Genomic DNA, 15,163 nt, shown 5'->3' with positions numbered 1-15,163 from the left:
ATAACTCGTTGAGCTTATTAGCCATTATTGTTGTTCTGATAGCCAGCCTTGTTGCTGGCTCTCTTTTATTCTGGACATTGCGATTAGGTATTGGCCCTGTACCCACCTCTCCTTCTGTACAAAAAACAATACTGGAAATCCTTCCTGATCATCTAACGGGTGATGCTGTTGAGTTAGGCTGCGGTTGGGGACAGCTCCTCAATCTACTGCAGGTCAAATACCCTACCCAGACTATTTACGGCTATGAGCGCTCACCCATACCCGCAATGTTCAGTCAACTTACAACGGGTGCGTGCATTAAGAAGCAGGATTTTTTCAACGGGGACTTTCAGCAGACGGGATTGATTCTTTGTTATCTTTACCCGGGCGCCATGGAGAAAATTGAGCAAAAGCTCATTCCCGAACTGCCCTCAGGATGCTGGATTGTCACCCATACCTTCAGCTTGCGAAAACGACATCCGGTAAACGTTATGAAATCCAATGACATCTACCAGACGCCGGTGTATCTCTATCGGCTATAGGCCGCTTATGAAATGGACGTTAAAGGAATTCCCAAAGCCTCTCTTCCTTTCCAGCGATAGATTTCCAGTTCCGCAGGGTCACAGGAAACACACCCTTTTTTACAGGCCGTGAAGCACTGCGGTGACTCACAGATTACCTGCCCCTTTCGCAACCAGTGAGACAACATGCCCCGCATCGCCTCAGGTGTTGTCTTGAACTTCACACTGAGGTCTGCAAGGGAGCAGACCTTCTGTTCTTTCAGATAGTCACGAATAGCAATCAGCACAGCGTAATCCGGATAATCATTTCAGTGGCTTCATTGAGTTGAGGACTTCATTGCGTTGAGGACTTCATTGCGTTGAGGCTTCATTGAGTTGAGGCTTCATTGAGTTGAGGACTCCATGCGCCCTAACAGAACAGCACCACCCAGTTTTCGCATCAATGCAATGGCAATAAACATCACAAGGGCAATACTCACCACCCAGAGAGCCGTTTCTCCAGGCTGAACATGAACCAGCGACAATTGGTAATACAACGTTGCCGTCGCATAACCAAGCAAAAAGGTCCAGAACGCAATAAACAGTGTCCAACCGGCGGTCGTTTCCCGGTAAATCGCACCCAATGCCGCAACGCAAGGCGTATACAGCAGTATCATCAACAGATAGGCAATCACTGCCGCATCGCTTGGGAAGAGTTTTGCCATCACCGCAAAGGTGGTGACATCGACTTCCTGATCACTGGCCACCGATTCAATGTCGCTGAGATCACCCACCTGAATCCCCAACGGATCAGCAAACGAGCCGGCGAGATCACCAAGGTTGGCAGGAATAGTAGCAAACGCTGCTTGAATAGCCGCCATCAAATCAAAAGACTCATCCTCTGCAGCGCCCTGGTTTTCTGAAGCCGCAATGGCGCTGTACATAGAGTCGAGAGTACCAACAACAGCTTCTTTCGCCAGAATGCCAGTAAAGAGACCTACCGCTGCCGGCCAATTATCTTCCGTCATGCCCATTGGTGCGAAGATAGGGGTGATGCTCTGGCCAATTTTGCTCAGCACGGAGCTTTGGGTATCCTGATGACCAAAAGAGCCATCAGTGCCAATGGCATTCAATGTGTTTAGAATCACCACCACCATCACAATGGCTTTACCGGCGCGAAGAATAAAAGACTTCAATCGATCCCAGGTACGAAGCAACACCTGAGTGACCGAAGGCAAATGGTAGTTGGGAAGTTCCATGATGAATGGAGAGCTATCACCACGCAGCACACTTTTTTTCAGAATAAGCCCGGTAAAAATCGCCGCCAGAATACCCACCAGATAGAGCGTAAAGACGACATTCTGCCCCGACTCCGGAAAGAACGCTGCTGCAAACAAGGCATAGACCGGCAGCCGGGCACCACAGGACATAAATGGCGCCATAGAGATAGTTAACAACCGGTCTTTTTCATTATCCAGCGTTCTGGCCGCCATGATAGCGGGCACGTTACAGCCAAAACCCACCAGCATCGGCACAAATGCTTTACCGGGCAACCCCAGAAATCGCATTAACCGGTCAACGACAAATGCGGCTCTGGCCATATAACCGGAATCTTCAAGAATCGACAGGAAGAGAAAGAGAAACGCGATCACCGGAATAAATGTGGAAACGGTTTGCACACCACCACCCACCCCGTTGGCGAGCAGAGTAACGATCCAATCCGGAGTGCCAAGATTGGCTAGCCAATAGCTCAGGCCATCAACCAGTAATGCCCCGGTAAAAAGATCAAAGAAATCAATGAATGCACTACCAAAATTAATAGTGAACATGAACATCAGATACATGACGCCCAGAAACACCGGAAAGCCCAGAAAACGATTCAGAACAATACGGTCAATGGATTCGGTCAATTTATGGCTGACCATGCCACGCTCTTTAATGGCACTGCTCATCACACGGCCAATGGCATCGTACCGACGGCTGGCGAGAATAATATCCATATCCTCATCCATGGCAGACTCAAGCAGATGTCTCTGTTGCGTTGCCGTATTGACCGATTGCCAGGACGTTTCAGGCACATCAGCACTCTCGGCAGCAGGGTCGCCCTCCAGTAACTTCAGAGATTGCCAGCGTAAAGCCCCGTGATCCTCTACTTCCACTTTCAACACTGACTCAATTTCAGCCAATGCGGTTTCCAGTTGTTCACCAATATTAAGTGGTGGCGCAATAGCGACGCCGTTTTCAAGAAAGGTATTAATGGCTTTCTGGAATTCACTAATGTTTTTACTTTTACTGGCAATCAGTGGCAACACCGGACAACTCAGCTCTTTTGATAAGGCATCCAGATCAATATCCATCCCCTTCTCTTTCGCCACATCCATCATATTTAAAACAATGATGACCGGGACGCCCATATCCAGAAGCTGAGAGGTGAGATAGAGGTTTCGTTCAATGTTAGAAGCATCAACGATATTGATAATCAGATCTGCTTCCCGCTGAAGAATATAATCCCGGGCAATTTGCTCATCCATGGAGACATCACTATCGATGACATCCAGGCAATAGGTGCCGGGCAGATCAACCACCTCGATGGATGAGCCTTCAAATTTGTAGATGCCGCTGCGCTTTTCTACCGTCACACCGGGCCAGTTGCCGACGCGCTGGCGAGAGCCCGTTAAAGCGTTAAAGAGCGTGGTTTTACCGCAGTTTGGGTTTCCAACAATAGCAACAACGTGTTCATTGGTCGGAATCATAGTCTGGACACCTCAACCGTTGCCGCTTCATCACGACGAACAGACAACTTAAACCCTCGTACTTCCAATTGAATGGGATCACCCAGTGGCGCAACACGACTTACAGTGAATTGAGTTCCCGGGGTTAGCCCCATGGCGAGCAACTTACGGCGATAGGCATTGCCCGACTGGTTGAAAGCCGTGACCTTCCCCTTCTCACCGGTTTTTAATTCACCCAATGTCACCATTATTGACCGCTCTCCACTGACTTTGAAAAAGGATGCGGCTGAAAATATCAATGATATAAAGAAGTTCAGGTCAAAAATCAGGCCAACGTTTTCAAGAAACATACTTGAAAACATTATTATTATTGTGGGATCAGCGCTGCGATCATGACTTCAGGTCATTTTCAGCTAACAGAAATATATACGCAAATGAGAATGGTTACAATTTAATTGCCTGGCAATTTGTTACGCGTATTGATTCAAATCAATTGTATTATGCCAATTCAACTGATTGATAAGTCGACTATTAAAGGTAGAGAGTAAAGCCAGATTAAAGGTAGATAATTATTTTAATAAGAATACCCAGCGATTTCATGGTTAATCGCTGGGTAGGATGTTGGACTGTATAAAAATGTGCCTTATGGAATGGATGGGTACATCACGCCACACATGTACTGCAAAATACGATTCACCTGACAACTGTAGCCAAATTCATTGTCGTACCAGACGTACAGAACACAACGCTTGCCATCAACAATCGTTGCCTGCCCATCCACCACACCGGCTCGTCGGCTGCCAACAAAATCGCTGGAAACGGCTTCCACCGACGTCACATAATCCACCTGCTTTTGCAGGCTGGAGTGCAGAGAGGTTTCCCGCAGGAAGTCGTTCAGTGCATCAACATCCGTCTCTTTTGTCAGAGACAAATTCAGAATCGCCAGAGAAACGTTTGGCGTTGGCACCCGGATCGCATTACCGGTGAGTTTGCCTTCCAGCTCTGGCAGAGCTTTGGCCACGGCCTTGGCAGCACCGGTTTCGGTGATGACCATGTTCAGTGCCGCACTGCGACCACGACGCTCGCCCTTGTGATAGTTATCAATCAGGTTCTGGTCATTGGTGTAAGAGTGAACGGTTTCAACATGCCCATGTTCAACACCAAACTGATCATTGATGGCTTTCAATATCGGGGTAATGGCGTTGGTGGTACAGGAAGCGGCGGAAAGAATCTGATCTTCCGGAAGAATATCGTTATGGTTCACACCATAAACCACGTTCTTAATATCGCCTTTACCTGGCGCAGTCAGCAATACGCGAGACACACCATTGGCTTCAAGGTGCAGGCCAAGCCCTTCCTTGTCACGCCATTTGCCGGTGTTATCTACCACGATGGCATTATTGATGCCGTATTCGGTGTAATCTATGGAATCCGGTGCATTGGAATAGATCACCTGAATACCAACGCCGTTAGCATAAATAATGCTGTTTTCTTCATCAACAGAGATGGTGCCTTGAAAGGAACCATGGACTGAATCACGGCGCAGCAGGCTGGCGCGTTTCTGTAGATCGTTATCCGCACCACCCGGGCGAACCACAACCGCACGCAAATTTAATCCAGAACCACCGCCGGCACGTTCAACCAATAAACGCGCCATCAAACGACCAATACGACCGAAGCCGTACAACACCACATCCTGACCTTCACTCAACGGCTGCTTATTGCCGTTGGTAATACCTGCAACCTTTTCAGTAACATAGGCTTCAAGACTTAAACCATTTCCTTCACGGCGATAGTCCACTGCCAACTTACCGATATCGATCCGAGATGGGCCTAGATCTAACTTTGAAAGAATGTCGAGCACTGGGAAGGTTTCACGAACAGAAAGCTCGCTATCTTCAATCTGCCGAACAAATTTATGCGCTTTAAGAAGGTTAATGACGGAACGGTTGATCACCGGGCGTCCGTAAACCGAGGTGACAACATGATGATTCCGGTACAACTGACCAATCAGAGGGATCATGGACTCTGCAAGAGCCTCGCGCTCTTTCCAGTCTTGAAAACGGTCTGCTACCACGATAATTTCCCGTCGTTTTTATCTATTTGTAATGAAATCCCGTCATGGGACTTTTGTTTCGCGGCTATTATCCTTTCTAATAAAACACAAAGCAATAGATAACAATACAGCTCAACAGATAACATAATCGATCACTTCTCCAGGCCATTTATTCCTTTTTAAGGCACTGGGAGAAACCGCTAACAAACGCTACAATTCCCGATCGGTAAATGAAGTGCGGCAATAGGTTCAGCTATTCAGAAAGCTATTCAGAGAGCTACTTAATAAACTGATCAATACTAAATGCACCAAGAGGACGTCCGGACAATTCATGCTTCAACACAACTTCCCCCTGCCCGCTTACCCCGGGGACAAGCTTCAGTGGGGTAATCTCTCCAAAGCTGGATACGCTTACGCCATTGCGACCGCTGCAGCGGCGGATAATCGCCCGTTGATGATTATTACGCCGGACAGTGCATCGGCCAGCCGACTGGTTGAAGAGCTCGAATTCTTCCTACCCGACAGTTCAAATGTAAAAGTCACCCAGATGCCGGACTGGGAAATTCTGCCCTATGATACGTTTTCTCCCCATCAGGACATTATCTCCCAACGGCTTTCGACGCTTTACCATTTACCCATGGCCGGTCATTCAGAGCAAAAGACTATCCTGGTGATTCCGGTCAGCACCCTGATGCACCGCCTCTGCCCAACATCCTTTTTACTGGGCAGCGGTCTCTCATTAAAACCCGGTGATATCTTCAACACCAATGAGCGGCGGACTCAGCTTGAGCAGGCTGGCTATCATTGTGTGGATTCGGTACTGGAGCACGGTGAGTTTGCCATTCGCGGCTCCATCGTTGATATCTACCCTATGGGGTCTGAGATTCCTTATCGAATTGATCTGTTCGATGATGAAATTGAATCACTGAGAACCTTCGATCCGGAAACCCAGCGTTCCGTTGATAAAGTGGCCGCTATAAATCTTCTGCCTGGCCATGAATTTCCGATGGATAAAGCAGGCCGTGAGCGGTTCCGCAGCAACTTCCGGGAGCAATTTGATGTCAGTCATCGGGATTGCCCAATCTATCAGGACATTGGCGAAGGCATTGCCAGCCCGGGGATCGAGTACTACCTGCCGTTGTTCTTTACAGAAACAGCTACGTTGTTTGATTACCTGCCAGAATCGACCCGAGTGCTTTCCTATGAATCCGTGGGCAATCGACTGGATCAATATTATCAGGATGTGCATGCCCGCTACGAAAATCGCCGGGTAGACCCCCAGCGCCCGATTCTGCCACCCGCCAGTGTGTTAATGCTGCCGGATGAACTCCACAGCAGGCTCAACAAACTTCCCAGAGTGACTCTCTATAAACAGGCGGTACCAGAAAAAGCCGGTCGCTTTAATCTGGATCGGGAAGCGTTACCAGAACTCACTTTGAATGCCCGCACCGATGAACCGCTCAGTGCGTTAAAAGCCCTTATCAATGACGTTGATCATGTATTGCTGGTAGCAGAAAGCGCTGGTCGCCGTGAAGTATTACTGGAACTACTGGCACAGAGCCAGATTGCTCCGAACGCCTGTGACAGCTTTACTGAATTTCAACAATCGCTCCCCAAACTTGCGATCAGCATTGGCCTGCTGGAACACGGGCTTTATTTAAGCAATGCTAAAACCGCCATCATCCCCGAAGCGTTGCTTCTTGGGCAGCGAGTGGTTCAAGCCCGTCGGCGTAAAAGTGGTGAAGAACAAGACCCCGATCAGGTCATTCGAAACCTGACAGAACTGCGAATGGGTGCTCCTGTTGTTCATATCGATCACGGTGTTGGTCGTTATCGCGGTTTGGAAACGCTCGACGTGGATGGTCAAACCACCGAGTTCCTGACGCTGGAATACGCCAACGAAGCCAAGCTTTATGTTCCGGTTGCGTCCCTGCACCTGATTTCCCGATACACCGGTGCCGATGATGAAATGGCGCCATTGCATCGCCTTGGCAGTGAACAATGGACCAAAGCCAGGCGCAAAGCGGCTGAGAAAGCCCGGGATGTGGCTGCAGAATTACTGGATATTTATGCCCGCCGTGAAGCCAGAACCGGGTTTGCGTTTGACTCTCCTGAACAAAACTATCTGGCATTTTCTGCGGGCTTCCCTTTTGAAGAAACGCCCGATCAGCAACAGGCCATTGCTGCGGTTGTAAAAGACATGTGCGCACCAAAACCCATGGATCGTCTGGTGTGTGGCGATGTAGGCTTTGGTAAAACCGAAGTGGCCATGCGCGCAGCGTTTCTAGCAGCGCAAAGTGGCAAACAAGTCGCGATTTTGGTGCCAACCACCCTGCTGGCTCAGCAACATTACGAAAGCTTCCGAGATCGTTTTGCTGACTGGCCGGTGGAAATTGATGTTATTTCCCGCTTTAAATCCCAGAAACAAGTGGATCAACTGAAGGAACGTTTGGCGGAAGGCAAAGTGGATATTGTCATCGGCACTCACAAAATCCTTCAGGGTGATCTCACCTTTAAACAGCTTGGCCTGTTAATCATTGATGAAGAACATCGCTTTGGTGTGCGTCATAAAGAGAAGCTGAAATCATTGCGCTCTGAAGTCGACATTCTCACGCTGACAGCAACGCCGATTCCAAGAACGCTGAACATGGCCATGTCCGGCATTCGGGATCTTTCCATTATTGCCACGCCACCGGCAAAAAGACTGTCCGTAAAAACCTTCGTGCGCCAGTACGATCAGCCATTGGTGAAAGAAGCCATTCTCCGTGAACTGCTTCGGGGTGGGCAGGTTTACTACCTCCACAATGAAGTAGAAAGCATAGAAAAAGTAGCCGGCGAACTGCAGGAACTGATACCAGAAGCCCGGGTCATCACCGGACACGGCCAGATGCGCGAACGGCAGTTGGAACAGGTGATGTCCGACTTTTATCACAAGCGTTATAACGTACTGGTCTGCACCACAATTATTGAAACCGGTATTGATATCCCTAACGCCAACACCATTGTCATCAACCGGGCGGATAAGTTTGGCCTGGCACAGCTACATCAATTGCGCGGCCGGGTTGGACGTTCTCATCATCAGGCTTATGCTTACCTGCTCACACCTTCGCCAAAAGCCATGACAAGGGATGCCCAGAAGCGATTGGAAGCCATTTCAGAAGCACAAACTCTGGGCGCAGGATTTATGCTGGCGTCGAACGATCTGGAGATTCGTGGCGCGGGCGAGCTGTTGGGCGAAGGCCAAAGTGGCCAGATTTTAGGGGTTGGTTTTACCCTTTATACTGAGATGCTGGAACGGGCTGTTGCCGCCATCCGTGATGGTAAAACACCGGACCCGGACAAACCGCTGAACCACGGAACCGAAGTCAACCTGCGTTTGCCAGCCCTGCTGCCAGAAGATTATATTCACGATGTTCATACCCGATTGATTCTCTATAAGCGCATTGCTGCCGCTAAAAATGATGAAGGACTAAAAAACCTTCAAGTGGAACTGATTGATCGGTTTGGACTGCTTCCCGACCCGGCCAAACATCTGTTTCGCCAGATGTCTCTGAAGCTGAAAGCCCAGAAGCTGGGTATCCAGAAACTCGATGCTGGCACTAAAAATGCTCGTATCGAGTTTGAAGAACAGCCATCGGTTGATCCTATGACCATCATTAAACTGATACAATCCAGAGCACAGCAGTTCCGGCTGGAAGGCAGTAGCATCTTAAAGTACAGTGAAACCATGGACGCACCAGAGCAGCGCTTCAAGGCCATAGAATCCCTTCTGCAATTGCTCGGCGAGCCAGCACAATGAGAGAAAGCTTTTTGAGACCACTTGAGACCATTTATGAGTAGAAACCACTTTATTGCGCTGTCTGCTGCATTGTTATTTAGCTTGCCTCTGGTCAACCTTCAGGCTCAGGTTGCTGAGCCTGAAGAAAAATGGTATCAGGCAGACATCATCGTCTTTCGCTACCTGAGCGATAGCAGTGGTGAAGCATGGCCAGACGTAACCGCCACCAATAAACCTGAAGGCACCATCACCCTTAAAGGTGAAATCCCTTTCTATGCGCCCTCTTTCGACATCGGCAGCAGCTCTCTGACGACATTCCCGGATAATGCGTTTATTTCACTGCCGGCCAGTGAAATGAAACTGACGAGAGAAGCCAATAAACTGGCAAAGAGTGGGCGTTATGAAGTGATAACACAAAAGGCCTGGCGCGGCCCGTTGATGTCTGGCCAACAAATGCCACCAGTAGAAATCTCAACAATGATTGATGGTATCGATCCCATGTTGCTGGATGGCACCATCACCATCAGCGAAGAACGGTTTCTTCATGTGGATGCGGACTTCTGGCTGAAGAAGCTGGAGCCTGTGGACACGTTTATCACTAGCTCTCTGGGTAGAGTTGGTGACCAAAACCCGAATAGTCAGGAACAAGCGCCTGGTGAGCAGGTTATTTTCCAAAATGCCAACCTGCCGCCATTGCGCGTCACTGCCAACTATCCTCTGGAGCAGAGACGCAGGATTCGTAGTACGCGGGAAATTCAATATATGGACAGCCCAGTGATTGGTGTTATTTTCAAACTGACACCCTGGCAGCCAGAAGAAACAGACGCTGAAGAAAGCAGTATTACAACAGTGAATTGATGTTTGAAAGATAGAGTAAGCAAATCACTCCCGGATTTGCTTACTCATGATAAAGCTATTTTTATCCCCTTCGGACTGATAATCAATCTGATCCATCAGATTTTGAACAATACTCAGTCCTCGACCACTGCACAGCCAGCTCGCTGGATTATCACCATCAACATCCAACTCTTCTTTTTCATCTAACTTGGATTCGTCCAGGCTTTTCCCCCAGTCACTGACGGTGAACTGCAGCTTCGACTGAAGCAGATCCACGCCAACTTCTACTTTATGCCCTTTCTCACTGTCATAAGCATGTTCGATGGCATTGTTGACTATTTCTACAATACACAGTTCGACCCGGTTCACTTCTACCGGTGAAAGCGTTGTCATGGTGCAAAGACCACGAACCGCCATGGCGACCAATGCCGTGTTTGAAAGTTCGCTGTCAATTTGCAGCTTTAGCGAATGCCCGGTCTCATCTGACATGACTACTTCTCCTCTATCGCCTCAGTCACTGTCGGTAAGATGGAAAACAGTTTATCCATAGAGGTAAGGTGAAACAGATCCAGAACCGCGGGTTGAGCTCCAGCCAGTTTGATTTTGCTTTTACCGTCCATTTTTTTCAAAGCTGATACGAGCACACCAAGACCACTGCTGTCCATAAACCGAACTACGGATAAATCGATCACCATATCCGATGCATCCTGATCAATATGATTGAATAGATAGTCTTTAAAGTTCTCTGCGATAGAAGCATCCAGACGCGCCTCATCCACGGACACCACCAGGTGATTGGATTCGTTCTTGGTATCAAACGGCATTGTGCACTCCTTGCATTGTCAGCCAGTAGGTTATACCAATTCTGTTTTTAAATTATGGGCTGTGCAGCGATTTTAACCGACTGGATCTGCGTTGAAGCTCCTCACCATAGCTACGGCTATGATTCGTCACTTCGTCTTGCCCAGTCGCTCAAAATAACTTGCTCGCTCCATAATTTAAAAACGCCATTGGTATTAATTATCGTTTACGGATTCCATTCCAATAATAAAAAAGTCACGTCATCCTCAAATACCTCGGAGCCCGACCAATCTCGAATACTATCTTCAAAATGATTCACTACGAGACCCAGGTCTTTCGTGATCGACTCTTTGAGCATACTTTTTAACCGATCTTCGCCAAACATCTCTCCTTCCCGGTTCTCACATTCTGTTAAGCCATCGGAGTAGAGGAACAGCCGATCACCCGGCGCTAACTGCAGCGATTCAGTTGAGTAGCTCATTCCCGGCATCATACCAATTGGCACACCGGCGATCGGAAGTACTTCTATCGAAGCGCTTGTTTTACGAACCCACAAGGGAGGCGGATGCCCCGCTAACGCAATGGAAACAGCGCCGGTCTCATTATTGATCAGCCCATAAGCCATGCTGAAATACAGCATTGACTCTGCTTTGGCTTGAAATTGCTCATTTAGCCGGGACAGCACTTGATCCGGTGCTCTGCCTCTAACATACGGGGGTGTATCCAGCACTTCTTTCACCACGTTTCCGTGTTGATCATCACAGAGAATATGATTTAAAGAGAATGATAACAGCGCAGAAGGTATGCCATGCCCGGCAACATCCAGTTGATAAAAACAAATATGCCCATCACCCAGTTCGTGATAGCCAAACATATCGCCACCCAGAAAACGACTGGGTTTAAAATACCAATTGAAAGCTACATTCCCTAATTGAGCTGGATCACATAATAATTGTGCCTGAGTATCTGCAGCGGATTTTAAGTCCGTTTCAATGGCGTCAATTTTCGCTTCCAACGCAGCTTTCAATTCAATGATTCGATTGCCGGCATTTAACCTGGCTTGAAGCTCATTAAAATCAACCGGCTTTTTCAGAAAGTCATCTGCCCCGCCATTGATTCCCTCAACCACGGCTTCTTCATCGGAGTTACCAGTTAACAGAACAAAATAGATATAGCGGTGAAAATCAGTGGCGCGGATAGTCTTGCACAGTTCTATACCATCCATCCCGGGCATCATCCAATCACTGACGACAAAACGAATACCCCGATGATCATGAATCATCGCCAACGCCTCAAGGCCGTCAGCCGCTTCATAAACCTGAAAGCCTTGTTTTGTCAGCAACCTCGTCAGCATCATTCGCTGATCGCGGGCATCTTCTACCACTAAGATTTCCATATCTTTCTCGGATATTGGTTATTCGTTGATAATCCTTCGGGTTGGGTAGGCAAACGCCGCCCCTTCTTCTTTCACAATGTCAGCAATAATCAGTAATATTTCTTCCTGCACCTGTAAATAACCCACTCGATCAACTCGTGTAATGTGCGCACGTATCTGACATAAAAGACCAGAGTCGTCGTACCTTATGAAAACAGCATAGTGAGGTTCGGTAGCGTCCACATCCGATAACAAAGAAACTGTTTCATCGATCCTTTTGAGGATACGAGGCATTTTTTCGAGATTTTCATAACACAGAGAGAAATCTTCTACCATTCGGCGGTTACGCATTCGACTCGGATTTTCAACCACAATGCCACTGAAAATTGAATTAGGAACGTAGATCGGACGACGATCAAATGTACGGATTTTGGTTAATCGCCAGCCTACCTTTTCGACGTGGCCTTCTATGGATCGATCTGGCGATCGAATCCAGTCGCCTTCTGAAAATGGACGATCAAGCATTAGCATCAAACCGCCAAAGAAATTGGACAACCAGTCCTTAGCAGCAAGACCCAGAATAATGCCGCCCACTCCACCAAAAGCAAGCAAAGTAGACAGGCTATAACCAAACACATGAACAAGATTTAGAAAAATACCAATAGTCGCCAGCAACTGAATGGTGCGGCTAACCACTGAATGGGAAACCTGCTCGGCCAGTCTGCCGCTGGAAGCCTGCAGCATTGCACCGACATTAAGACTGACTTCCCAACTGAACCAGCCAACATAGAGAATCCAGAAAACCCGGCGAACCAAATCCAGAACATTCAAATACTCATCACTTTTATCACCAGGCCAGGCGTACGCTGTATAAAACAAAAAGAGAAACCAGGGCAATAACAGCAAAGGCAACTTAACTGTTTTTATAACAATCGTTCTAAAATTTTCGTGGGAGTCATTTTGAAGTGATATGGATACCCGCCGAAAGCCATAGAAGAAAATGGCAGACAACAAGAAAGCAAAAATAATGTGGTAGTAAAAAGACAAAAAACCGTCACTCATTGCAGCAGCCAAGCATAATTATCGTTCAATACAGTGTAGCTTGCTGAGTGACCAGTACTTTCAAATTGTTCGATACTGAGCTTTAGTACTCATTTCCAAGCCGAGTAGCTAACATCGAATTGACCACCATTTATGGACACGCTCCCCTTACCTGCTTGCTAATCAAGCCTGTACTGGCTACGTTGACAACCCTTTCTTCGATGGCTCTTGAAGTGGAGGAACACATTGAAAATTCACCACTGGTGACGGGGACACCTGCTGAGGTAAATGATAACCGGGTTCCACCACCCCAACTTATTTCAATGATTGAATCGATTGCATTGTAAACACGAATCACTTCTTCAGTTGGGTCAATCAAATCATCATTATTCGGATTTTCAAAAATAACCCAACCACCTGCCCAGTTTGCATCACCATCGCAACTGGTTCCAGAATTAGACTGGCAGGCACTGACCAACTGTGATCGTTTAATCGCCTCACTCTTTACCAGCATCGCGCTGGAATATACCCTCTGGTTAAAATAATCCAGGCGAAAGCGCTCTGCAATTTGACCAATGGGCGTGACGAGAGAAATTGAGATAGCAATAATAATGACTGTAATCAGCAGCTCGATCAGCGTAAAGCCATGTTCCCTTCGTTTTAAAACCAGCATTCGCCATGCCATCCTATTTGTTAATCAGCGTAGAAAAACCATGTATTGCTTAACATGATTTTAAATATCACTTAATTAATCGGCATATACCTTAATCCAATAACCACTAGATTGAGTTATTGTGGCAGCCCACAATTAATGCATATGGCACACGAGGGCATGCCTAAAGAAGATTAAAAATACAGTTAGTACAGACCATCAGAAAGCATTTTCTTCAACCTCTTTAACCATTTTCATGCTTGATGGGTTCATTGGATGATTAGATGGAAAATCCAGTGTTCTGGTTGGAAAAGCAATATCACCACCGTGGCTATGAACAATATTTAAAATTTCAAGCAGGATCATTTCCTGAATTAATAAATACCTTGCCCAATCAGTCGTTCGGGTAAAGCAATACAAGCTGCAATCAAGGCTGGACCCGCCAAAGCCGACAAAATTAACCATTAAGGCTTTGCTCTGATCAACATCCTTATGATCCGCCAAATAGCTTCGTATGTCCTCAAGTATCCGATTAATCAGCGTGTTATCATCATACCGTAACCCAAACATCTGCTTGATTCTTCTATTTTGCATCCTTGATGGGTTTTCTACCGAGATACTCATAAAGGTTGAGTTCGGTACGTAGAGCGGCCTCCTTGAAAAAGTCAGAATACGGGTCTGTCGCCAGCCTATATACTCAACAGTGCCTTCAATGTTCTTATCCGGAGAGCTGATCCAATCTCCAACGCGAAAAGGCTTGTCCAGATAAATCATCCAGCCACCAAAAAAATTGGCCAGCATGTCTTTTGCCGCAAAACCCAGGGCCAAACCACCCACACCGCCGAAGGCCAGCAGACCGGACAGCTTATAGCCCATGGATTGCATAACAATCAAAACACCCGCGATCACAACAGCAATAATGGATAACCTTGCCATAGCAATCACACTTGTTTGATCAAATTTCTTTTTCCCTGCCAGTTGAAGGTAGTGGCTCTCCATGGTTTTAATAAAGGAGATAAAAATCCAGCAAAAGAGCAGGACAAACAAAAAATCTCTGAAGGTCAAAAACCGTGTAAACAGTGCCCCCGCTGAACCTTCCCAACATTCATCTATGGTCCAGCTAATACCTGCAGCCCAGATAAATAGATGAACTGGTTTCTGCCCAGACATTAACAGAGCATCGTCCCAGATATTATTCGTGGTTTTGGCTCTAACAATCAGCGCCTTGAATAACCAGCCAGACAGAAAACGGATAATTGCCGTGGTGATAAGCGCTATAACCGGCACATACAGCCATTCAGGCGGAGGTTCATGAAGCAGGGACTGAAAATCCATAGGAGAAGACCTGAAAGGTAAGCCAAATACTCAGGTATTTACTATAAACCAAGCATCAGGCTCTGATGGGAATAATA

Annotated in this window: 13 protein-coding genes; 3 read left to right on the top strand and 10 right to left on the bottom strand. The window is 47.3% G+C overall.

The annotated features are described in order from the left end of the window. The first annotated feature begins 8 nt into the window (after positions 1–8). Positions 9–521 (top strand): hypothetical protein, encoded by a 513-nt coding sequence (locus tag Q1B11_RS01925; protein ID WP_299726539.1) that lies wholly within the window; start codon positions 9–11, stop codon positions 519–521. Positions 522–526: 5 nt separating this feature from the next. Here Q1B11_RS01925 and Q1B11_RS01920 read toward each other — a convergent pair whose 3' ends face one another. The 4 genes from Q1B11_RS01920 to Q1B11_RS01905 form a co-directional block, all read right to left on the bottom strand. Further along, complete coding sequence (locus Q1B11_RS01920) at positions 527–787, bottom strand: FeoC-like transcriptional regulator (protein WP_299726536.1); 261 nt, start codon at positions 785–787, stop codon at positions 527–529. 96 nt (positions 788–883) lie between these two features. After that, on the bottom strand, positions 884–3,232 hold the full coding sequence (feoB, locus tag Q1B11_RS01915) for a Fe(2+) transporter permease subunit FeoB (RefSeq protein ID WP_299726533.1): 2,349 nt from the start codon (positions 3,230–3,232) through the stop codon (positions 884–886). Continuing rightward, positions 3,229–3,561 carry a FeoA family protein gene (locus Q1B11_RS01910; protein WP_299726531.1) on the bottom strand — a complete coding sequence of 111 codons (333 nt, stop codon included), beginning with the start codon at positions 3,559–3,561 and terminating at the stop codon, positions 3,229–3,231. The genes feoB and Q1B11_RS01910 overlap by 4 nt, the downstream gene beginning before the upstream one ends. A gap of 293 nt (positions 3,562–3,854) precedes the next feature. Continuing rightward, positions 3,855–5,288 carry a glyceraldehyde-3-phosphate dehydrogenase gene (locus tag Q1B11_RS01905; protein WP_299726528.1) on the bottom strand — a complete coding sequence of 478 codons (1,434 nt, stop codon included), beginning with the start codon at positions 5,286–5,288 and terminating at the stop codon, positions 3,855–3,857. Positions 5,289–5,598: 310 nt separating this feature from the next. On the opposite strand from Q1B11_RS01905, the gene mfd reads away from it, so the two are divergent. Beyond that, positions 5,599–9,066 carry a transcription-repair coupling factor gene (gene mfd / locus Q1B11_RS01900; RefSeq protein ID WP_299726525.1) on the top strand — a complete coding sequence of 1,156 codons (3,468 nt, stop codon included), beginning with the start codon at positions 5,599–5,601 and terminating at the stop codon, positions 9,064–9,066. A 33-nt stretch (positions 9,067–9,099) separates the two neighbouring features. Continuing rightward, entirely contained in the window at positions 9,100–9,903 is an 804-nt protein-coding gene (locus tag Q1B11_RS01895) for a CsiV family protein (protein ID WP_299726522.1), read from the top strand. Between the two features lie 24 nt (positions 9,904–9,927). On the opposite strand, the gene Q1B11_RS01890 is transcribed toward Q1B11_RS01895, so the two are convergent. From Q1B11_RS01890 to Q1B11_RS01865, 6 genes are all read right to left on the bottom strand, one after another. After that, entirely contained in the window at positions 9,928–10,371 is a 444-nt protein-coding gene (locus tag Q1B11_RS01890) for an ATP-binding protein (RefSeq protein ID WP_299726519.1), read from the bottom strand. Between the two features lie 2 nt (positions 10,372–10,373). Next, positions 10,374–10,706 carry an STAS domain-containing protein gene (locus Q1B11_RS01885; RefSeq protein ID WP_299726516.1) on the bottom strand — a complete coding sequence of 111 codons (333 nt, stop codon included), beginning with the start codon at positions 10,704–10,706 and terminating at the stop codon, positions 10,374–10,376. 203 nt (positions 10,707–10,909) lie between these two features. Then, positions 10,910–12,079: a SpoIIE family protein phosphatase gene (locus Q1B11_RS01880; RefSeq protein ID WP_299726513.1), complete on the bottom strand. Its 1,170-nt coding sequence runs from the start codon at positions 12,077–12,079 to the stop codon at positions 10,910–10,912. A gap of 18 nt (positions 12,080–12,097) precedes the next feature. Further along, positions 12,098–13,120: a mechanosensitive ion channel domain-containing protein gene (locus Q1B11_RS01875; protein WP_299726509.1), complete on the bottom strand. Its 1,023-nt coding sequence runs from the start codon at positions 13,118–13,120 to the stop codon at positions 12,098–12,100. A 130-nt stretch (positions 13,121–13,250) separates the two neighbouring features. After that, entirely contained in the window at positions 13,251–13,772 is a 522-nt protein-coding gene (locus Q1B11_RS01870; protein ID WP_299726505.1) for a GspH/FimT family protein, read from the bottom strand. Positions 13,773–13,970: 198 nt separating this feature from the next. Beyond that, positions 13,971–15,086 carry a mechanosensitive ion channel family protein gene (locus Q1B11_RS01865; protein WP_299726503.1) on the bottom strand — a complete coding sequence of 372 codons (1,116 nt, stop codon included), beginning with the start codon at positions 15,084–15,086 and terminating at the stop codon, positions 13,971–13,973. Positions 15,087–15,163: the final 77 nt, after the last annotated feature.

The organism is uncultured Endozoicomonas sp. (assembly GCF_947495845.1).
Classification (GTDB): Bacteria; Pseudomonadota; Gammaproteobacteria; order Pseudomonadales; family Endozoicomonadaceae; genus Endozoicomonas.
The sequence above is the reverse complement of the archived record's forward strand: the minus strand, read 5'-3'. Positions and strand labels throughout refer to the sequence as shown.